The following is a 19,338-nucleotide window of genomic DNA, read 5'->3' on the forward strand; positions in this document are numbered from 1 at the left end:
GGGAAACCATGCTGCCTGTCTTAGCCGTCCTGCATGCCGAGGACGTCGCCCTGGAGTTCGTCTCCGTCCTGACCCGGCATCCGGACGACGACGTCCACGTGCTGGTCGGGGTGCCTTCCGCGGCGCTCGTCCTGCCCGGCGGACTGCCCTTGCGCGAGCGGCTCGCCCTGCTCGTGCCGTACGTCGAGCCCGGCCGCAACACCGCCGCCCCGCCCACACCCGAGCAGGTGGCCGGCGTCCTGGCCACCCTGCGCGCCCCGGTGGTGTGGACCCACTCGCCCGCCGACCACCGCATGCGGCGGGCCCGCCACGGATGGACCGTGGCGCGGAGCGCGGGCGCGGCGCTCTGCTCGGCGGGTGACAGCGCGCACCTGCAGATCCTCGCCGACCAGGCCGCCGCGCTCACCCCGGCCGAGGCGGCCGCGAAGATCGAGTTCGTGGTACGGCACGGTGCCGCGCTGCTGGCCAGCCGTGTGGCCGAGCGGCTGGTCACCACCGAGCGGGTGCCCTCGGTGGAGCGGTTCTTCCGGGTGGACGCCGGGCAGGCCGACCGGCTCTACGCGCTCACGGCCAGCCTCGGGGAGGACGCCGCGCTGGCCGACGACCCGTGGGAGTTTCGCGGCTCGCCGTACGAGATGGCCCGTCTGGACGCCACGGCGGCGTGGGTGGCGCGCTGGTGCGTGCCGGAGGACGGGCCGGTGGTCGAGGTCGGCGCCTGCCAGGGGGCGCTGACCGCGCGGCTGCTGGCCAAGGGGTACGCGGTGCGCGCGGCCGAGCCCAACCCGCTCTTCCGCGACCGCCTGGAACGCGAGCACGGGCTGGCGGCGCTGCCCGACAGCCTGGAGGACCTGGCCGCGCACCGTCGCTGGCCGGCCAAGGTCTACCTGCTCGGCGAGATGCTGTACTACGGGCAGGACCTCGACGTGCTGCACGACCTGCCCGCGGAGGTCCTGCTGATCTCCCTGGCCGAGGAGCGCATGGCCGACACGATCTGGCCATGGGTGCGTGAGCAGGACGTCTGGCGGGTGGCCGAACGCCGCGAACTGGCCCCGCCAACCCTCGAACAGGTCTGCGACGGCCTGGCCTACGTCCGCAAACGCGGCAGCCGGGGATTGGCACTGACCCGAAACGGAGCCAGGTAGTGAGCTTTCGCACGATTGTGCTCTCGCCACACTTCGACGACGCCGCGCTGTCGGTGTCGGGGCTGCTCAGCGCGCTGCCCCGCCCGGCGGTGTTCGTGACCGTGTTCGGCGGCGCGCCGCCGACCGGCCGCGCGCCGTCGGCGTGGGAGCGGTTGTGCGGGTTCACCTCGGCCGCGGAGGCCGCCCGCGAGCGCCGGGCCGAGGACGCCAGGGCGTGTGACCTGCTCGGCGTCGAGCAGCTCGTCCTGGACAACCCCGATCTGCCGACCAACGGCGTACGGCTGGCCGGCCTGGCCGAGTTTCTGCGCGCCCACGCGGGCGCGGCCACCCGGATCCTGGTCCCGATGGGCATCGGCAACGCCGACCACACCCAGGTGCGGGACCAGGCGCTCGACGCCCTGGCCGGGGCCGGGCTGCCCGCGCCGTGGATCTACGCCGACCTGCCGTACGCCTCGGTCGTGCCCGAGTGGGGCACCGAGGCGGCGGCGGGCGCGCTGGCCGAACATCCCCGGGCGGGCGCGCCGATCAGGGCGCTGTCCTGCGCCATCGCGCCGTGCCGCGCGCCGTCGCTGAAGGGCGAGGCGTGGGTGGCCAAGCGCAGGGCGGTTCTGGCCTATGCCTCGCAGCTGGCGCCGCTGGCCACCGATTTCGGGGAGGTGCTGGCGATGCCGGGGCCGCTCATGCACGAACTGGTATGGGCGGCTCGCTTCTGACCTCGGTAATGCCAAGGCCACAAGATACTTTCCACCGATCGTTCCCATGCGGATTTGGGCTTGAGGGGCTGCACGCCAAGAACGCGCCAACACTCCCTTTATCTCCTTATATGTGCCTTATGCGGTGTTAGCGTCGATTTGTCGGCATATAGGGGCTCCCGTCAGAGGGAGCTTGTTCATGAGGAGGGGAATCATGGCGAATGTCGGCTTCTCGACAGACTGGGATGGCTGGGGCCATGGCCACCGCCGTCGCCACAGGCGGAGGCGTAACCGTAGATGGCGCCGCTGGGGTGGCGGCTGCGGCTGCCGCAGGCGCTGGTGGGGAGGAGGGTGGTGGTGGTAATACACCCCGCCTGAAAACCCGGGAGCCGGCGGTTCATACCGCCGGCCCCCGGCTATGCCCGGCGGTTCACGTCGCCGGGCCTCGCTGTGTCCCGATGCTTCTGAGGGGGCGCCAGCGCAGCGGCAGGCCGGGGCCGCCCGCGACGAGCAGCCCCGCATGGGCCGTCAGGACGGTGCCCGGAACCTCCAGCCCGTGCTCCTCCCACGCGCCGCCGGGCAGCATGGTCAGCAGCAGGCCGCGCTCGTCCACCGCGAACAGGCGCCCGTTCATCCCGCCGAGGCTGACGGCGCCGCCCGAGGACCCGGCCGGCTCCCATCCGGAGGATCCGAACGGCTGGCGCCACAGCTCGCCGGCGGCGGTGGCCACGTAGAAGGTGCAGTCGGCTATGGCCAGGCCCACGGGGTTCTCCGGGGCCGGGGCCAGGTCGTGCCAGGCCGTACCGGTGCCGTCGAACTGGAGGAGGCGGCCCTCGGCGGAGACGCCGTAGAGGGCGACGCCGCGGCCGCCGGCGGCCTCCCTGGGCACCGCCAGGCCGCGGAGGTCGGCGGTGGCCGCGGTGCCGGCCCAGGGCAGGTTCTGGCCGCACAGCTCGCGTCTCATGAGCGTGCCGCCGGGTCCCGCCGCGTACAGGGTGCGGCCGAGCACGGCCATCGCCCGCAGGTCGGCGCTCGGGCCGATGACCTCCCACCGCTCGCTCTCCTCGGCGGAGAAGCGGTCGATGACGTTTCTGGTGATGCGCTCCACGACCGGGTCGTGCAGCGTGTTGCCCCAGTTGACGGTGGCCGCGGTGAAGACCTGGCCGAGGCCGCTGGAGAAGACGCCCATGGTGGCCATGCCGCCCTGCCCGTAGGAGGCCCAGTGGCGCAGGTCGGCGGTGGCCAGCACGACGAACGAGGCCGGCGTGCCGTCCCGGGAGGTCGCCCGCGGCACCCCGCCCACCTCCTCGAACTCGGCCGCGTCGGTCTCGTAGCCCAGGCAGCCCTGCCCGAACTCGTCCCCGTCGGTCAGCCCGGTCCCCTCGAAGACCCAGTGCGCGGCGAAGCGCGCCGTGTAGGACTCCTCCAGCATGCGCGGCATGTACGGTCCCCACGTCCCCGCCCCGGCGCGGAAGCTGACGCCGGTCAGGGAGTTCTCCGGACGGCCCGCGGCCGACCACTCCACCGTGGCCAGGCGCGGATCGGCGACCGGGTCGGCGATGGCGTCGCGGTGACAGACCATGGTCCGCCCGCCGTCCTCCAGCCGGATCTGCCACCACGCGGTGTTGCCGGCGAAGAAGGCGACGTTGCCGCCCAGGCGGACGAACTCCTCGACGGCGTCGCGCATGCCCGCGCTCCAGTACTCGTCGTGGCCGTTCACCACGAGCACGCGGTGGCGGGTCAGCAGGTCGAGCCCGTCGTGCAGGTCCAGGTTGGAGCAGAACGCCACGTCGTAGCCGGCCGGGCGCAGCCAGCGCAGCATGCCGTGCTCCCAGCGCTCGGGGGAGGGGCCGACGCCGGGACGGTCGAAGCTGACCCTGGCGGCCCGCTGCGGGGACTCGGTCCAGTAGACGCCCTCGCCGGGCACGCCGGCCCTGTTGTACGCCTGCCAGGTGGTGAACGGCAGGCTGACCAGGATCGGGGAGGTGGGCACCGCTTGCCGTACGACGAAGTAGACCTCGTTGTCGGGGCAGGGACGCCCGCCCGGCAGGCTCTGCGGCCAGGGGATCTCAGGGCCGAACCGGGCCCGGTAGAGGGAGCTGGGCCAGTCCGCGCCGATCTCCAGCTTCCAGTCGCGCGTGGCCGTACCGGAGAAGACGACGCGCTCGTCGGCGGCGTCGGCGACCTCGACGGCGGCGGGCGCGGAGAGTGTGAACCGCAGCGAGGACCCCTGCTCGCAGGAGGTGGCGGCGGCGTAGGCGCTGACGGTCATCGGCGGGCCGTCTCGACGAGGAGAGACTCCAGGTCCAGCAGGTAGCGCTCCATGGCGGGGCGCGGCAGGTAGCGGGTGTCGGCGGTTAGCGAGACGCCCTCGCCGGTCACGTGCACGCAGAACCTGCAGTTGAGCATGTCCTGGCTCATCGGCCACTCCAGCGCGCTGTGCTCCAGCGCCTTGTCGAGTTCGGCGGCCGAGCAGGGCGCGGGGCCCGGGTCGGCCAGGCGCATGTCGTTGAAGCAGCAGTTGGGGTGGACGGGCTCGCCCCTGCGCTCGCTCTCGGTGGCGACCACGCGCGCCCGGTCGGCTGGGTCGTGGTAGGCGGAGCGGTAGGCGCGCATCGCGGCGGGTCCCGCGGCGCGCAGCACGTCGGTGAAGTCGCCGCTCACGTCCAGGGTGAACAGGCCCTCCTGGGAGAGCGTGCTGACGATGCCGAGGCTGTCGCGGCGGAAGCGGTTGGCCACGATGGGCAGCATCGCGCAGGTGTCGTGGCCGGAGTGCCGGCCGGCGAGCTGGGCGGTGGCGGCCAGCAGGACGGTCGAGGTGGAGGTGTGCCGGGCGTACGCGATCGCGCGGACGGCCAGGCCCAGCGCGGGGGAGTGGAGCATCGCCCGCCAGATGGGCGGCGTGCTCCCGCCGCCGCCCGGTTCGGCGAACATCGTGGCGGGCGCGCGGTGGTGTTCCTCCGCCCAGTGCGCGGCGGCCGCCCCGGCGACCCGGCGGCCCTCCGCGCCGCCCTGCCAGCGGGCCAGTTCGAGCGGCTGCGGGGCGCGGGGACCGGCCACGCGGCCGCGCAGGATCAGCGCGCGCAGGTCGCGCACGGCGATCTCGGCGCCGAGCCCGTCGGCGGCGAGGTGACAGAAGACCAGCACCGCGTGGGTGACGGCGTCGCCGTCGGCCACGAGCGCGACGCGCAGCGGCCACTCGGCGGAGTAGTCGAACCGGGTCGCGGCCAGTTCGTCCAGCACTTTGCCGGGGTCGCCCTCGGCGATCTCGACGGGCAGGCCGCCCTTGGCGAAGAGCCGTTGCTCGGCCCGGTCGCCGAGGCGGGTACGCAGGGCGCCGTGCCGTTCCACCAGAGCGCCCAGCGCGCGCGTGACCTCGGCGGCCGAGCGCCGGCCCGGCACCTTGAGCACCCGGCCGAAGTTGAAGTAGTGGTCGTCGGGGGCGGTGCGCTGGATCGCCTCCCAGATCGCACGCTGCCCCCAGGTCAGCGGCGCCGTGCCCGAGTCGCGCGCGGCGAAGTCGGCGCTCATCGCGCGGCCAGCCGCCCGGCCAGCGCGTCGAGGTCGTCGAGTAACGCGACGCCCTCGTCGGTGAGGTCAATCTCGACGCCGAACTCCGACTCGATCGCGTCGATCAGGCGTAACTGCGCGATGGAGGTGAGTCCGAGCGCGCTGAGCGGTACTCCCGCCGTCAGCGCCTCCCGGGCGCTGATCTCGCCGTCTGATGACTCCGCGACGAGTTCGGCGAGCCTTTCCTTGATCATCACTTGCCCGGCCTCCCGGATGGAGAGAGCACCTTACTGGAAAGATTCTTTACTGTTGAGTGTTCCATGGATCTTCCGAAGACCGCAAGGCCAGCAGCGCAAGGGTTCGGGGCTTGTCTCCGTCGCGGCAGCGTGCGAGACTTGCGCTCGTTGAAATAAAAGGAAAGTTTCCTAATAGAAAGACGTCCGAGCCTGGGGGCGATCGTGAGCGTGACGCTTCCATCCCTTCTCCGCGCGCGAGCCGCCGCGGACCCCGGTCGCGTGGCGATGACCGTCCACGGCACGGGCTCGCTGACCTTCGGTGAGTGGGAGACCAGGTCGACCGACCTGGCCGCCGCGCTGGTCGAACGGGGAGTCCGCGAGGGTGACCGGGTGGGGCTGGTCTATGGAAATGGCGACTGGCTCGACTATGCCGTCGCCTTCTTCGGGGCGGTGAAGGCGGGCGGCGTGGCCGTACCGCTGTCCGACCGGCTCGCGCGGGCCGACATCGACGCGATGCTCGCCCACTGCGGCGCGAGCGCGGTCTTACGCCCGGGTGAGGTCCCGCACGTCCTGGCCGCCGCGGCCGCGCCGGCGCTGCCCGCGCCCGGGTCCCTCGCCCAGATCCTCTACACCTCCGGAACCACGGGACGCCCCAAGGGCGTCTCCGCCACCCACGCCAACCTCGCCCACGGCTGCGGCGGCCGGCGCCGCCCCTTCGCCCACAGCAAGCACCTGGCCCACGCCTTCCCGATCGGTACCAACGCCGGTCAGTGGATGCTGGTCAACGCGGTGGACGCGCACCCCCAGACGGTGACGCTGCCCCGCTTCACACCCGGCCGCTTCGCCCAGCTCATCCAGCACTACGAGGCCGGCACGGTCTTCCTGGTCCCCGCCATGGCCATCGAGATGCTCGCCGCCCGCGTGCACGAGCGCCACGACCTGTCGAGCGTGCTGCTGCTCGGCTCGGCCGCCGCCCCGCTGCCCGCCAAGATCGCCGTGGGGCTCGGCGACGCCTTCCCCAACGCCACGATCACCAACTACTACACCTCGACCGAGGCCGCCCCCGCCCAGACCGTCATGATCTTCGACCCCGACCGGCCGTCCAGCGTGGGCCGACCGGCCTCGGGCGGCTCCGTGAAGATCGCCACCGCGCAGGGCGAACCCCTGACGACCGGCACCACGGGCGAGGTCTGGATGCGCTCGCCCGCCGCGGTCCGCGCCTACTACGGCGACGCCGCGGCCACCGGCGAGGTCTTCCGCGCCGGCTGGGTCCGCATGGGCGACCTCGGCTACCTCGACGACGACGGCTACCTCTACCTGGTCGACCGCGAGAGCGACGTCATCAAGTCCGGCGCCTACAAGGTCTCCACCATCCACGTCGAGGACGCCGTCTACCAGCACCCCGACGTCACCGAGGCCGCCGCCTTCGACGTGGCGCACCCGACGCTCGGCAAGGCCGTCGCGGTCGCCGTCGTCGGCCCGGTCACCCACGAGGAGCTGCGGATCTTCCTCAAGGAGCGCCTGGCTCCCCACGAACTGCCCGTCCGCCTCATCTCCCTCGACGCTCTGCCGCGCAACCACAACGGCAAAGTGGACAAACACGCACTTCGAGAGGTTGTTAGATGACCGAAGCGACCTTCACCCAGCACGGCATGTGGATCATGGAAACCATGGGCGCCGGGTCGGCTTACCACATGCCATTGACCGTCCGCTTCGCCACACCACCCGACCGCGAGCGCCTGGCCGCCGCCGTGACCAGGCTCGTGGAACGGCACCCGCTGCTGGCCTGCGCCGTCGAGGAGCGCTCCGGCGTGCCCCACCTGATCCCCGCGGCCCTGCGGCCCGCGCTCGACGCGCAGCCCGCCGACGGGCCCTTCGACCTGGAGAAGGGGCCGCTGATCCGCTTCACGCTGGCCGGTGACCGCCTCCTGGTCCTCGCCCACCACCTGGTCTTCGACGGCCAGTCCAAGGACGTGCTGGTCGCCGACCTCGCCGCGTTCTACGAGGGCCGCGAGCCCGGCCCCTTGCAGGCTCTCGACGTCGCCGGCGCCCAGCGCGAGCGCGTGGCGGCCCAACTGGAGGACGCCAAGGCGTTCTGGTCGGCGCGCTGGCGCGAGCCGGGCGACGTGGCGGTGCCCGGCGGCCGGCTGCGCTCGCGCCGCGCGAGCGAGGGCGGCGTGCTGGAGTTCACGCTGGAACCGCCCGAGCTGCCCGGCCTGACCAGGTTCGAGGTCGTCCTGGCCGCCCTGCACACGCTGCTGCGCTCCTATGGCAACGAGCACGTCGTGACCGCGGTCGACCTGTCCACCCGCACACCTTCCGAGACCGGACGGATCGGGGCGTTCGTCAACGAGGTGCCGGTCTTCGGCGAACCGTCTCCCGACGTGTCGTTCGGGGAGTTCGCCGCCGGGCTGCGGGCCGAGCTGCGTCTCGTGTACGGCTTCCGCGAGGTGCCCGTGGCGCGTGCCGTACCGGGAATCAGGCCACACGCGGCGCTGGCCCCCGTCAGCGTCAGCTACCGCAGGGCCGGACCCGAGATCCCCGGCTGGCAGGTCGAGTGGCTGGCCTTCAACCAGGCCGTACGCGGCGCCCTGCAACTCCAGCTCCTCGACGGCCCCGGGGGCCTGACCGCCAGCCTGCGCCACGACCCGCAGGAACTGCCCGACCCCGGCCGCGTCGCCGCCGACCTCCAGGCGCTCCTGGCCCGCGTCGAGCCCGGCCGCCCCCTGAAGGAACTGACCCCCTTCCACGACCTGGCCGCCGCCGCGCCCGAGGAGTCCAGGCAGACCGCCGCCGAGGCCACGCCCGGCGACCCGCTGCTCGCGGAGATCACCGCGATCTGGGAGGAGGTGCTCAAGTTCTCGCCGGTGGAGCCGCACGACGACATCTTCGACCTCGGCGGGCACTCGCTGACCATCACCCAGATCATCGCCCGCGTCCGCAAGCGCCTCGGCGTCGAGATCGAGCTGGACGACTTCTTCGACAACCCGACCATCGCCGGGCTCGTCGAGGTGATGCGCCGATGACCACCACGCTCGACCGGGCGCTGGTGCCGAAGCTCGACGACGCGGACCTCTCGCTCATGCTGGAGATCAGGGCGTTCGAGCTGAAGCTGCTCGACCTGTTCTCCCAGGGCCTGCTCAACGGCACCACGCACACCTGCCTCGGCCAGGAGTACGTGCCCGTGGCCCTGCGCCCGCTGCTCACCCCCGGCGACCACGTCTTCAGCAACCACCGCGGCCACGGCCACTACCTCGCCCGCTTCGGCGACCTCGAAGGGCTGCTGGCCGAGATCATGGGCCGCGAGGGCGCGGTCTGCGCGGGCGTCGGCGGCAGCCAGCACATCCGCCGCGACGGCTACCTGTCCACGGGCGTGCAGGGCGAGAGCCTGCCCGTCGCCGCCGGCGTCGCCCTGCACCTCGCGCGGGCGGGCTCCGGCGCGCTCGCGCTCGTCTACATCGGCGACGGCACCTTCGGCGAGGGCGCCGTCTACGAGGCGCTCAACATCATCGCGCTCTGGCGGCTGCCCGTCCTCGTCGTGGTCGAGAACAACGGCATCGCCCAGTCCACCCCGATCGCCACGCACCTGGCCGGCACGATCGCCGGCCGGGCCGCCGCCTTCGGCATCGGCCACCACCTGGTGGAGGGCTTCGACCTGCCGGCCATCCGCACCGCGCTCGAACCGCTGATCGCGCGGGTACGGCAGGGCACCCCGCTGATCGCCGAGTTCGCCACCCACCGGATCGGCCCGCACAGCAAGGGCGACGACACCCGCCCGCCCGAGGTCATGAGCGAACTGCGCGACTGGCGCGACCTCTACGCCGCCGCCCACCCCGAACAGGCAGAACGCCTCGGCCAGGCCGCCCGCGCCCGCGTCGAGGCCGTCGCCGCCGACGTCGTCGCCCGCCCGCCGTCCCGATGGGCGCGCCCATGAGAGTCGCAGAGAACCTCAACACCGCCCTCCACACCCTCATGGACACCCGCCAGGACCTGTACCTGCTCGGCGAGGACGTCCTCGACCCCTACGGCGGCGCCTTCAAGGTCACCCGCGGCCTGTCCACCCGCCACCCCGGCCGCGTGCTGACCACCCCGATCAGCGAGAGCGCGATCACCGGCGTCGCCGCCGGCCTGGCCCTGTGCGGCGACAGCGCCATCGTGGAGGTCATGTTCGGCGACTTCGCCGCACTCGCCTTCGACCAGCTGCTCAACTTCGCCTCGAAATCCGTCTCCATGTACGGCTCCCGCGTACCCATGCGCATGATCGTGCGCTGCCCCGTCGGCGGCGGCAGAGGCTACGGCCCCACCCACAGCCAGAGCCTGCAGAAGCACTTCGTCGGCATCCCCGGCCTCGCCCTGTACGAGATGTCACATCTGCACGACAACCTCGCCGTCTTCGAAGAGATGCTGGCCCGCGAGGAGCCGTGCGTCCTGTTCGAGGACAAGGTCCTCTACACCCGCCCCATGCACACCGTGCGGCCCCCCTTCACCGTCGAGAACACCGGTGGCGTCGCCCGCGTCTCCCTCGACACCCGGCCCGACTGCGTGATCGTCGCACCCGGCGGAATGGCCCACCGGGTGCTGGCCGCCATGTACACGCTGCTGATGGAAGAGGAGATCTCCTGCACCCTGCTGGTCCCCTCGCGCCTCTACCCGTTCGACGTCGACGTGCCCGCCGCGCCGCACATCTTCGTCGTCGAGGAGAGCACCGCGGGCGGCACCTGGGGGGCCGAGGTCGCCCACGCCGTCCACCGGCGGCACTGGGACCGGCTGGCCGGCCCGGTGACGCTCGTCCACTCCGCGGACTCCGTCATCCCCACCGCCGCCCACCTGGAGCGCGAAGTGGTCGTGGACGAGACCGTGATCCACCGCGTCATCAGAGAGGTCATCCGTGGCTGAGCTACGCGTGCCCAAGCTGAACAACAACGACACCGAGTACATGATCGTCGAGTGGCTGGTTCCCGACGGGGCCGAGGTGCACGAGGACGACGCGGTCGTGCTGGTGGAGACCTCCAAGGCGGCCGAGGAACTACCGGCCGACACCACCGGCGTCCTGCGCCACGCGATGAAGGCCGGCGCCTGGTGCCACCCCGACGAGGTAATAGCCACCATCGGCCCCGACCCGTCCGACACCCCGCACCCCACGCCCCCTGCGGCTGCCGCATGGGTTTCCGGGCCTGCGGCGTCGGACGCCGGCCCCACCGCGTCGGGCGTCGGGCCCTCGGCGTCGGTCTCAGAGGCGGCCGCGGTGGTTTCCGGGTCTGCGGCGTCGGCCGCCGGGCCTTCCGCGTCGGACGGCGGCCCCTCCGCGTCCGCCGTCGGGCCTTCCGCGTCGCACGTCGGGCCTTCCGCGTCGGGCGTCGGGTCCTCCGCGTCCGCCGCCGGGCTTTCCCCGTCCGCCGTGCCTTCCGCGGGCGCTGCGCCTTCCGCGGGCGCTGGGCCGTTGGTGACCGCGCCCGCCCAGGCCCTCATCGACCAGCACGGCATCACGCCCGAGCAGGTCGCGAGCCTGGGCGTGCATCTGGTACGGCGGGCCGACGTGGAACGCCTGCTGACCCAGGCCGACCGGCGCGAACTGCCCCGCGTGCAGCGTGCCGTCGCCAGGGCCGTGGAGCTGTCCCACCAGACCATCCCGGCCGCCTACGTCGCGGTGCGCATGAACCTGACGCCCGCGCTGGAGCGAGCCCGCGCTCTGACCAAGGAGGTCCGGCGGCCCGTCGGCGTGGCCGAGGTCTTCGTCCAGGCGGTCGCGGGGCTGCACGGGGAGTTCCCGCTGTTCTTCGCCAGGCTTGATGGCCACCATGCGGTTCTGTCCGCCACGCCGGACATCGGGGTGACGGTGGACCTGGGGGAGGGCCTGTACGTCCCGGTGGTGCACGACGCGGCCGGCCGTACCCTCAAGGACATCGCGGGCACGCTCATGAAGCACCGGCTGGCCGCCACGACCGGCGACTTCAAGGAGTCCGACCTCACCGGCGCCAACTTCGTCGTGACCCTGCACACCGAGGGGGAGGTCGAGATGGCGATCCCGTTCGTCTTCCCCGGCACGGCCGGCGCGCTGGCCGTGACCTCACCGGCCGACGGGTCTCCGACGCTGATCGGGCTGGCCTACGACCACCGGCTGATCAACGGCCGGGACGCCTCGTTGTTCCTCGCCGCGTTACGGACGGCCGTGACCGGCTGGACGGGCGGGACGCTCGCTTAGCGGGCCAAGATCCCCGGGCCCAGGGGTTCGGGCCCGGAGGGCAGGCGTTCAGGCGGTGCGTATGAAACCGCCGCCTGAACGCCGACCCTCAGCACAACCCCAACCCTCACCCTGAAGCCCCCCGCAGGCCGTCAGCCTGCTGGCTGTCATGCCACATGCCGCCAACCCCGCAGGCCGCCAACCCCTCATGTCGCCACCCCACGTGGAGGTCACTCCAGGGGGTTTGTCGGCCAGTCGGCGCCCCGCCATCCCGTGGGCTGTCATGCCACAGGCCGCCAACCCCTCAGGTCGCCACGCCACGGGGTCACCACAGGGGGTTGTCGTCCCGCCAGCGCACCGCCATCCCACGGGTTGTCATCCCTCAGGCCGTCATCCCTCAGGCCGTCATGCCATGGGTTGTCATCCCACCCGCGGTCAACCCAGGGGCGGTCAGACCGTGGGCTGTCATGCCGGGGTCTGGGTTTCAGGCGGTGAGGAGTTCGACGGCGGCCATCGCGTTGGCCCTGGCCGCGCCGTAAGTGGCGATGTAGGCCGCGCTGTCGGGTTGCCACACGGGCAGGCCCATCTCGATCACCGTGGTGTCGGGCCGGGCCGTGACGAGCATGGTCACCAGGCGCCGGCTGGCCGTGTGCCGGTGAGCGTCCTTGACGACGACGATGAGCGAGCGGCCCCTGGCGCGTTCCAAGATCCCCAGTGGGTCCGCGTCGTCGGGCTTCAGCCTGACCGTCTCCGCCTCGGGCAGTTCCAGGCCCCAGGGCACGTCGCCGACGGCGATCGTGGGCGGCGTGTCGAGTTCGACCACGAGGGGGTTGGTGAGCGGGTTGGTGGCGCCGGTCAGGCGGACCGCGCGGCGCGCGGCGGCCAGGCCGATCACGTTCAGCTCGGCTGTGGGGGCGGTGCCGGAGCCGAACCACTCGCGCAGCGCGGCCACCCGGGCCGCCGCCTCCTCCAGCCGCTCGACCGGCACGGTGGCGGCGATCTCGGCGATGACGCGCTGGACGTCGTCGTAGCCGGGGATGGGGCCCAGGCAGAGCATGTCCGCCCCGGCGGCCAGCGAGCGCGCCGCGCCCCCTGCCAGGCCCACGCTCTTGGTGATCGCGTGCATGTCGAGGGCGTCGGAGACGACGACGCCGTCGTACCCGAGCTCCTGACGGAGCAGCACGCTCAGCGCGGCGGCGGACAGGGTGGCGGGGGTGTCGCCCGTGAGGGCGGGCACCGCGACGTGCGCGGTCATGATGGACTTGGCGCCCGCCTGGATGGCCGCCTGGAAGGGCGCGAGCTCGCGTTCGTACAGGACGTCCATGGTGACGTCCACGATGGGGATGGCCAGGTGCGAGTCCATGCGGGTCGCGCCGTGGCCGGGGAAGTGCTTGACGCAGGCGGCCACGTTCACCGACTGCAGGCCGCGTACGGCGGCCACGGTGTGGCGGGACACCAGCGCGGTGTCGCTGCCGAACGAGCGGGTGCCGATGACGGGGTTGTCGTCGGCGGTGTTGACGTCGGCGTCGGGGGCCATGTCCAGGTTGATCCCGCACGCGGCGAGTTCCGAGCCGATCGCCCGGTAGACCCGGTGCGTCAGCTCGACGTCGTCCACCGCGCCCAGAGCGGCGTTGCCCGGGTAAGGGCTGCCGACGTGGTAGGCGAGACGGGTGACGTCGCCGCCCTCCTCGTCCAGCGAGATGACGGGCTCCCCGGCCGCCCGCAGGCTGCCGGTCAGCTCCGCCACCTGGGCGGGGTTGCCGACGTTGAAACCGAAGAGCGTGACGCCGCCGAGGCCTTGCTCCAGTTCCCTCAGCACCCAGTCGGGCGCAGTGGTGCCCTGGAAGGCGACGAGCAGTGTGCCGGCCGCCAGGCGGCGCAGCCCCCGATCACTCTGACTCATATCTCCTCATCACGGAGGTTGGTGAGCTCGCGCCGCGGCCTGTACGGCGGGCGGCGCGAGCCGCTTGCGGGGTGCTAGCCCTTGACGGCCCCGGCCACCAGACCGGAGACCATACGGCGTTGCACCAGCAGGAAGAAGATCAGGACCGGGATCGTCATCAGTGTCGACGCGGCCATGATGCCGCCCCAGTCCGTCGAGCGCTGCCCGACGAAGAACGACAGCGCCCTGGGCATCGTGAACTTGCTGGAGTCCTCGATGAGCGTGAGCGCGAAGACGAACTCGTTCCAGGCCGTGATGAACGAGAAGATGCTCGTGGCCACCAGGCCCGGTGCGACCAGCGGGAACAGGACCCGCCAGAAGGTGGTGAAACGGCTGGCGCCGTCGATCCAGGAGGCCTCTTCCAGCTCCTTCGGGACGGCGGCCACGAAGGTGCGCAGCATCCACACGGAGAACGGCAGTGTCAGGCCGACGTTGATGACGATCAGGCCGAGCAACTCGTTGTAGAGGCCCATCTGGCGCACGTTCAGGAACAGCGGGATGAGCAGCGCCTCGGACGGCACCATCTGCACGATCAGCAGCAGGATGAGGAAGCTCGTCCGGAAGCGGAACCGGAAGCGCGCGACCGCGGTGGCGGCCAGCAGCGCGAACACGGCCCCGATGATGATCGTGCTCACCGACACGATCACGCTGTTCATCATGTAGGTCCAGATGGAGTTGCCGTTGATGCCCTTGGTGAAGGCACGCTCGACGTGCTCGAGCGTCGGCGGCATCGGGAACGGGATGAACGTCGTGCTGTTGAGCTGGTCGTTGGGCTTGAAGGCAGCCGTGATCATCCAGTAGACCGGGAAGATCGCGAAGAGGAAGACGGTGATGCCGGCCGTGTTGAGGCCGATCTTGCCGAGCCTCTTGCGGGTCACGGGATTCATCGGACGTCCTCCGTCTTCACGATCTGCCGTACGTACACGAACGTGATCAGCAGCAGGATCACGGTCAGCACGACGGCGATGGCCGAGCCCAGGCCCATGTCGGGCGGCGGGCTGAAGGCCTCGATGTAGCTCCACACCGAGAAGTTGAAGGCCTCACGGGGCATGTTGGTGCCGCCGGCCAGGATGAACAACTGGGTGAAGACCTTGAAGTCCCAGATGATGGAGAGCACGACCAGGACCGAGAAGACCGGCCGCAGCAGCGGGAAGGTGATCTTCCTGAAGGTCTGGAAGGCGGTGGAGCCGTCCACCCGGGCGGCCTCGTACAGCTCGCTCGGGATGCTCTTCAGACCGGCCAGGATCGAGACCCCGATGAAGGGGAACGACGCCCACACCACGGTGACGACCAGCACGAAGTAGATGTCGAGCGGGTCGTTCAGCCACGGCACGCCCGCCCACTCCGCGCGGCCGAACAGCAGTTGCGAGAACCAGTCGGGCAGCAGGTTGAGGAACCAGTTGATCACGCCCGCGTCGGCGTCGAAGAGCCACTTCCAGACCACGGCGGCCGAGGTCGGCGGAACCGCCCAGGCGGCCATGGTGCCGACGATGACGGTGGTCGACATCTTCGGGCCGAGCTTGTGCAGGAGCAGCCCGACGAGGGTGCCGAGGACCAACGTCAGCGCCACGGTGACGACCGCGAAGATCACTGTGTTGCGGACGGACACGCCGAAAAGGTCGGACTGCAACGCCGCGGTGTAGTTGTCGGCGCCGACGAACTCCGCGGGCAGCGGGTTCCTCGGCCGGATCTGCCGCAGCCCGACCTTGTGGAAGGACATGTCGACCATCTGGTACAGCGGATAGAGCAACAGCACCGCGATGACCAATAGGCCGGGCAGGAGCAGGGCGTACGGGACAAACCGCGGAGGCAGTCCGCTGGGCCGGCGCGGCGGCTTGGCCCGCCGCGCCGAGGCGGAGGCGCGGTGGCCCCCGCCTCGGGCGATGGTTGACGTATCACTCATCGTTACTGCTGGTTGAGGATGGACTCGAGCTCGGTGTTGGCGGCGGCCAGAGCCTCGTCGACGGTCGCCTCGCCCTTGATCACCTTGCGCGCCGCGTTCTGCAGCACGGCCTTGGTGTCGTTGGCCTCAGCCCAGTTGGGGCTGGCCGGGAAGCCCTTGGCGACCGCGAAGGTGTCGGTGAACGCCTTCTGCATCGGGTCCTCGCCGAGCTTGGCCAGGGCCTCGGGGTAGAGCGGGAGCAGGCCCTCGGAGGTGGCGTAGGTGGTGCCGAACTCCTTGCCGGCGGCGAGCTTGATGTACTCGGCCGCGAGCTCGGGGTTCTTGGTGTCCTTCCAGATGGCGATGTCGTTGCCGCCCTGGAAGGCGGGGGCCGGTCCGCTGCCGTCCTTGTTGGGGAGCGAGAAGAAGGCCATCTTCGACTCGTCGATCTTGCCCTTGCTCTGTTCCTTGACGGTCGTGATGTCCCAGCCGCCAGTCACGAACATGCCGACCTTGTTGGCGGCGAAGCGCTGGCCGATCTCGATCGAGTTCAGGTTGAGCCGGGACTTGCCGGACACGCCTTCCTTGGCGACCAGGTCCGTGTAGAACTGGAAGCCTTCCTTGAAGCCGGGCTCGGTCAGCTTGCCGACCCACTTGCCGCCCTCGGAGGCGGCGAAGTCGCCACCTGCCGACCACACGAACGGGGAGAGGGACATGTTGGCGTCGGAGCCGCCGTTGAAGGCGAAGCCGTCGACGTCCTTGCCCTTCTTCTCCTGGATCGTCTTGGCGGCCGCGACGATGTCGGCCCAGGTCTTGGGCGTCTCGATCTTGAGCTCGTCGAACCAGTCCTTGCGGTAGAGCACGGCACGGGTGCCGCCGCCCCACGGCACGCCGTAGATCTTCCCGTCGATCGTCTCGTAGCTCCACAGGTTCTGCGGGATCGACTGGAAGTCGGGGGTCGACTTGGCGATGTCGGTGATGTCCTGCAGCGCGTCCTGCTTGACCCAGGCGGCGACCTGGTCGTTGCCGAACTCGGTCACGTCCGGGCCCTCACCGGCGGCCAGAGCGGTGGTCCACTTCTTCTGGGCGTCGGGCCACGGCACGAACTCGACCTTGACGTCAGCGCCGGTGAGCTCCTTGAACTTGGTGTTGATGTCGTTCATGAGCTTCGTCGAGACGTCCTTCGGCGTGCCCAGACGCCACATCGTGAGCGTCTGACCCGCGAACTTCTGGCCCGGTGCGGCGCTCGACGCGCCTTCGGACGGTGCCGCGGAGGTCTTCGGCGCCTCGGAGCCTCCACAGGCGGCCACGCCAAGAGCCAGAGCGGCTGTGGTGACCGTAGTGGCTGTGATCTTCGCGATCCTCACAGGGTTCTCCCTTCCATGGTGCTGGCCTACGGTCGGCACCAGGCTGGCTGATCGTCAGTCCGAACGATTGCTGCTAAACTAACAAGAAACTTTATTAAAAGAAACAGACCGTTAGCCGATCGTGACGAGAGGGGGCGCATTCATGAGCCGAAGCCCGGGAACCCCGCGGCTGCTGCGCCGGCTGAACGACAGATCGGCACTCGAACTGCTCCTTTACCAAGGACCGTTGACCCGCGCCGAGCTGGGGGAACAGACGGGGCTTTCCAAGGTAACCGCAGGTCAGCTACTCGCCCGACTGGAAGATCGTGGACTCGTGGAGGTGGTCGGCGAGCGCGCCGGCGGCAGAGGTCCGCACGCCGCCCTGTACGCCGTGGTTCCGTCGAGCGCCTACGTCGCTGGATTGGAAGTCCTGCCCGACAGCCTGACCGTCGGTGTGGCCGACATCACAGGTAAAATCGTGGTCGAGGTGACGGTCAATCCGCGGGGCACCAAGGATCCGGTCAAAGCGGTGCACTCTGCCGTACAACGGGCGTGCGCTTCGGCCAACATCAGCCAGTCGCAGCTGCGCTCGTTCGTCATCGGCACCCGCGGCGTCGTCGACCCCCGCTCCGGCGATGTGCGCTTCTCCCACGACCTGCCCGACTGGCACGTCGGCGTGCTGGCCAGCCTGCGCCACACCCTCGGCGCCTCGGTGACGATAGAGAACGACGTCAACCTCGTCGCGCTGGCCGAGCACCGTTACGGCGCCGCCGCCGGGCACGATGACTTCGCGGTCATCTGGGCGGGTATCGGCCAGGGCCTCGGCGTCATGCTCGGGGGCCGGCTGCACCGCGGCCTCACCGGCGGCGCGGGCGAGATCGGCTGGCTGCCCGTCCCCGGCGAACCGCTGCCCACCGACGTCCGCCACCCGCAGTCCGGCTCGTTCCAGCGGCTCGTCGGCCACGAGGCGCTCGAAGGCCTGGCCAAGCACCACAACGTGAGCGGCCTGTCCGTCGCCGACCAGGTCCGCAACGGCGGCGACCGCTACCTCGACGAGGTGGCCGCCCGGCTGGCGGTCGGCTGTGCCGCCATCGCGGTCGTGCTCGACCCGGGGCTGATCGTGCTCAGCGGCGACATCGGCCGCGCGGGCGGGGCCCGCCTGGCGGCCAAGGTGGAGCGGGCCGTGGCCCGCGTCTGCCCCTCGCCCTCCCGGGTCGTGACCACCGGCGTGGCCGGAAATCCGGTACTGCGCGGCGCGCTCGTGGCCGCGTTGGAGCAGGCCCGTGAACAGGTCTTCTCTGACACTGTGTGAGAATTTATGCCCATGGCGGCTGACATCGTGCTGATTTCGGACCCTCGGGTGGCGGCGATTCCGGTTCGGGAGAGTGGGGAGCCACTCGCCGACGTACGCGGGCGGCTGCGCGTGGACGACCGGCTGGCCGACGCGATCGGCGCTTACGCGCACCTGCGCTCCGGGCTGCTGGCCCGGCTGGAGAAGGCCGAGAACCTCCTGCCCTCCGGCTACCACCTGCTGATCGTCGAGGGCTATCGCCCGATCCCCACGCAGCGGCACTACTTCGAGGAGTACCGCGACCAGCTCCAGGCCTCCTTCCCGGAGATGACGCCCGCGGAGGCGCACGTCGCGGCCAGCCGCTACGTCTCGCCGGTCGAGGTCGCGCCGCACACCGCCGGCGCCGCCGTCGACCTGACGCTGTGCTCGCCCGAAGGCGTCGAGTACGACATGGGCACCGCCGTCAACGACAACCCCGAGCAGAGCGACGGCGCCTGCTACACCGGCGCCGCCAACATCGGTCCCGAGGCTCGCGAGCACCGCGCCATCCTGGGCAAGGCCCTCGAAGAGGCCGGCCTCATCAACTACCCGACCGAGTGGTGGCACTGGTCCTACGGCGACCGCTACTGGGCCTTCACCACCGGCGCCTCCTTCGCCCTCTACGGGTCTACGCCTTTCTGAGGTTCCCCAGCAGCACGTCGAGGTCGGCGGCGTAGGCGGCCAGCCGCTCCGGTGGCATCCCCGCGAACAGCGCGGCCGCCGCGGCCGCGCGCCCCTCCTCCATGGCGCGCACCGCCGCCGTGCCCCGCCCGGTCAGCGTGACGAGCGTGGCCCGCCGGTCGTCGGGGTGCGGCTCGCGGGTCACGAATCCGGTGGCCGCCAGGCCGTCCACCAGGCCGGTGATGTTGCGCGCGCTCACCGCCAGCGTGCCGGCCAGTTCCCGCTGCTGCTGCGGTCCGCGCCGGCCGAGCTCGCGCAGCAACTGCGCGCGGGACGGCGTCAGGCCGTCGGCCGCGAGCCTGCGCTCCATCTCCTCGCCGAGCAGTCCGGCCAGCTCAAGCGTCCGCTCGAATACCTCAATGGTCATGTAGTGATGCACCTTCACTATATGCTAGC

17 protein-coding genes are annotated in these 19,338 nt (G+C 71.2%); 9 read left to right on the plus strand and 8 right to left on the minus strand.

Annotation, left to right across the window (positions count from 1 at the left end; translation table 11 throughout):
• Window positions 1–8: 8 nt before the first annotated feature.
• Both ACFWY5_RS22605 and ACFWY5_RS22610 read left to right on the plus strand, forming a co-directional pair.
• On the plus strand, window positions 9–1,142 hold the full coding sequence (locus ACFWY5_RS22605) for a hypothetical protein (RefSeq protein ID WP_379634064.1): 1,134 nt from the start codon (window positions 9–11) through the stop codon (window positions 1,140–1,142).
• Entirely contained in the window at window positions 1,142–1,855 is a 714-nt protein-coding gene (locus ACFWY5_RS22610; protein ID WP_379625456.1) for a PIG-L family deacetylase, read from the plus strand. The genes ACFWY5_RS22605 and ACFWY5_RS22610 overlap by 1 nt, the downstream gene beginning before the upstream one ends.
• A gap of 409 nt (window positions 1,856–2,264) precedes the next feature.
• On the opposite strand, the gene ACFWY5_RS22615 is transcribed toward ACFWY5_RS22610, so the two are convergent.
• Genes ACFWY5_RS22615 through ACFWY5_RS22625 form a run of 3 tightly spaced genes read right to left on the minus strand, consistent with a single transcriptional unit; the run spans window position 2,265 to window position 5,598 of the window.
• A complete protein-coding gene (locus ACFWY5_RS22615) occupies window positions 2,265–4,106 on the minus strand; it encodes a N,N-dimethylformamidase beta subunit family domain-containing protein (protein ID WP_379634066.1) in 1,842 nt (613 codons plus the stop codon).
• The gene (locus tag ACFWY5_RS22620) at window positions 4,103–5,365 is read right to left on the minus strand and encodes a condensation domain-containing protein (protein ID WP_379634068.1); all 1,263 of its coding nucleotides are present in this window, start codon (window positions 5,363–5,365) and stop codon (window positions 4,103–4,105) included. Before ACFWY5_RS22620 ends, ACFWY5_RS22615 begins: the two co-directional genes overlap by 4 nt.
• Window positions 5,362–5,598, minus strand: coding sequence for an acyl carrier protein (locus tag ACFWY5_RS22625; RefSeq protein WP_379625479.1), 237 nt, complete (start codon window positions 5,596–5,598; stop codon window positions 5,362–5,364). The genes ACFWY5_RS22620 and ACFWY5_RS22625 overlap by 4 nt, the downstream gene beginning before the upstream one ends.
• A gap of 210 nt (window positions 5,599–5,808) precedes the next feature.
• Between ACFWY5_RS22625 and ACFWY5_RS22630 the strand changes: the two genes are divergently transcribed.
• From ACFWY5_RS22630 to ACFWY5_RS22650, 5 genes are read left to right on the plus strand one after another with little or no spacing between them, the layout of a single operon-like run.
• Window positions 5,809–7,206: a class I adenylate-forming enzyme family protein gene (locus ACFWY5_RS22630; RefSeq protein ID WP_379634070.1), complete on the plus strand. Its 1,398-nt coding sequence runs from the start codon at window positions 5,809–5,811 to the stop codon at window positions 7,204–7,206.
• A complete protein-coding gene (locus ACFWY5_RS22635) occupies window positions 7,203–8,606 on the plus strand; it encodes a condensation domain-containing protein (protein WP_379634072.1) in 1,404 nt (467 codons plus the stop codon). The genes ACFWY5_RS22630 and ACFWY5_RS22635 overlap by 4 nt, the downstream gene beginning before the upstream one ends.
• Window positions 8,603–9,514, plus strand: coding sequence for a thiamine pyrophosphate-dependent dehydrogenase E1 component subunit alpha (locus tag ACFWY5_RS22640; protein WP_379625466.1), 912 nt, complete (start codon window positions 8,603–8,605; stop codon window positions 9,512–9,514). Before ACFWY5_RS22635 ends, ACFWY5_RS22640 begins: the two co-directional genes overlap by 4 nt.
• Window positions 9,511–10,476: an alpha-ketoacid dehydrogenase subunit beta gene (locus ACFWY5_RS22645; protein ID WP_379634074.1), complete on the plus strand. Its 966-nt coding sequence runs from the start codon at window positions 9,511–9,513 to the stop codon at window positions 10,474–10,476. Before ACFWY5_RS22640 ends, ACFWY5_RS22645 begins: the two co-directional genes overlap by 4 nt.
• On the plus strand, window positions 10,469–11,782 hold the full coding sequence (locus tag ACFWY5_RS22650; protein WP_379634076.1) for a 2-oxo acid dehydrogenase subunit E2: 1,314 nt from the start codon (window positions 10,469–10,471) through the stop codon (window positions 11,780–11,782). The genes ACFWY5_RS22645 and ACFWY5_RS22650 overlap by 8 nt, the downstream gene beginning before the upstream one ends.
• A gap of 463 nt (window positions 11,783–12,245) precedes the next feature.
• Here ACFWY5_RS22650 and ACFWY5_RS22655 read toward each other — a convergent pair whose 3' ends face one another.
• From ACFWY5_RS22655 to ACFWY5_RS22670, 4 genes are all read right to left on the minus strand, one after another.
• Window positions 12,246–13,664: a glycoside hydrolase family 3 protein gene (locus tag ACFWY5_RS22655; protein WP_379625473.1), complete on the minus strand. Its 1,419-nt coding sequence runs from the start codon at window positions 13,662–13,664 to the stop codon at window positions 12,246–12,248.
• Between the two features lie 74 nt (window positions 13,665–13,738).
• The gene (locus ACFWY5_RS22660) at window positions 13,739–14,590 is read right to left on the minus strand and encodes a carbohydrate ABC transporter permease (RefSeq protein ID WP_379625475.1); all 852 of its coding nucleotides are present in this window, start codon (window positions 14,588–14,590) and stop codon (window positions 13,739–13,741) included.
• Window positions 14,587–15,606, minus strand: a complete 1,020-nt coding sequence (locus ACFWY5_RS22665) for a carbohydrate ABC transporter permease (protein ID WP_379634078.1) — start codon at window positions 15,604–15,606, stop codon at window positions 14,587–14,589. Before ACFWY5_RS22665 ends, ACFWY5_RS22660 begins: the two co-directional genes overlap by 4 nt.
• A 2-nt stretch (window positions 15,607–15,608) precedes the next feature.
• Entirely contained in the window at window positions 15,609–16,952 is a 1,344-nt protein-coding gene (locus tag ACFWY5_RS22670) for an extracellular solute-binding protein (RefSeq protein ID WP_379611430.1), read from the minus strand.
• A 142-nt stretch (window positions 16,953–17,094) separates the two neighbouring features.
• On the opposite strand from ACFWY5_RS22670, the gene ACFWY5_RS22675 reads away from it, so the two are divergent.
• Both ACFWY5_RS22675 and ACFWY5_RS22680 read left to right on the plus strand, forming a co-directional pair.
• Window positions 17,095–18,243: an ROK family protein gene (locus ACFWY5_RS22675; RefSeq protein ID WP_379611429.1), complete on the plus strand. Its 1,149-nt coding sequence runs from the start codon at window positions 17,095–17,097 to the stop codon at window positions 18,241–18,243.
• Between the two features lie 12 nt (window positions 18,244–18,255).
• Window positions 18,256–18,903, plus strand: coding sequence for a M15 family metallopeptidase (locus tag ACFWY5_RS22680; RefSeq protein WP_379634080.1), 648 nt, complete (start codon window positions 18,256–18,258; stop codon window positions 18,901–18,903).
• On the opposite strand, the gene ACFWY5_RS22685 is transcribed toward ACFWY5_RS22680, so the two are convergent.
• Window positions 18,890–19,309 (minus strand): MarR family winged helix-turn-helix transcriptional regulator, encoded by a 420-nt coding sequence (locus tag ACFWY5_RS22685; RefSeq protein WP_379634082.1) that lies wholly within the window; start codon window positions 19,307–19,309, stop codon window positions 18,890–18,892. The genes ACFWY5_RS22680 and ACFWY5_RS22685 overlap by 14 nt on opposite strands.
• Window positions 19,310–19,338: the final 29 nt, after the last annotated feature.

Origin of the sequence: Nonomuraea sp. NPDC059007 (assembly GCF_042740555.1) — a bacterium.
Lineage (GTDB): Bacteria > Actinomycetota > Actinomycetes > Streptosporangiales > Streptosporangiaceae > Nonomuraea.

Excerpts from the sequence above, each read along its gene's own strand:
- ACFWY5_RS22605 (WP_379634064.1), top strand. The coding sequence starts at position 9 with ATGCTGCCTGTCTTAGCCGTCCTGCATGCCGAGGACGTCGCCCTGGAG.
- ACFWY5_RS22615 (WP_379634066.1), bottom strand. The coding sequence starts at position 4,106 with ATGACCGTCAGCGCCTACGCCGCCGCCACCTCCTGCGAGCAGGGGTCC.
- ACFWY5_RS22620 (WP_379634068.1), bottom strand. The coding sequence starts at position 5,365 with ATGAGCGCCGACTTCGCCGCGCGCGACTCGGGCACGGCGCCGCTGACC.
- ACFWY5_RS22625 (WP_379625479.1), bottom strand. The coding sequence starts at position 5,598 with ATGATCAAGGAAAGGCTCGCCGAACTCGTCGCGGAGTCATCAGACGGC.
- ACFWY5_RS22635 (WP_379634072.1), top strand. The coding sequence starts at position 7,203 with ATGACCGAAGCGACCTTCACCCAGCACGGCATGTGGATCATGGAAACC.
- ACFWY5_RS22640 (WP_379625466.1), top strand. The coding sequence starts at position 8,603 with ATGACCACCACGCTCGACCGGGCGCTGGTGCCGAAGCTCGACGACGCG.
- ACFWY5_RS22645 (WP_379634074.1), top strand. The coding sequence starts at position 9,511 with ATGAGAGTCGCAGAGAACCTCAACACCGCCCTCCACACCCTCATGGAC.
- ACFWY5_RS22655 (WP_379625473.1), bottom strand. The coding sequence starts at position 13,664 with ATGAGTCAGAGTGATCGGGGGCTGCGCCGCCTGGCGGCCGGCACACTG.
- ACFWY5_RS22660 (WP_379625475.1), bottom strand. The coding sequence starts at position 14,590 with ATGAATCCCGTGACCCGCAAGAGGCTCGGCAAGATCGGCCTCAACACG.
- ACFWY5_RS22665 (WP_379634078.1), bottom strand. The coding sequence starts at position 15,606 with ATGAGTGATACGTCAACCATCGCCCGAGGCGGGGGCCACCGCGCCTCC.
- ACFWY5_RS22675 (WP_379611429.1), top strand. The coding sequence starts at position 17,095 with ATGAGCCGAAGCCCGGGAACCCCGCGGCTGCTGCGCCGGCTGAACGAC.
- ACFWY5_RS22680 (WP_379634080.1), top strand. The coding sequence starts at position 18,256 with ATGGCGGCTGACATCGTGCTGATTTCGGACCCTCGGGTGGCGGCGATT.
- ACFWY5_RS22685 (WP_379634082.1), bottom strand. The coding sequence starts at position 19,309 with ATGACCATTGAGGTATTCGAGCGGACGCTTGAGCTGGCCGGACTGCTC.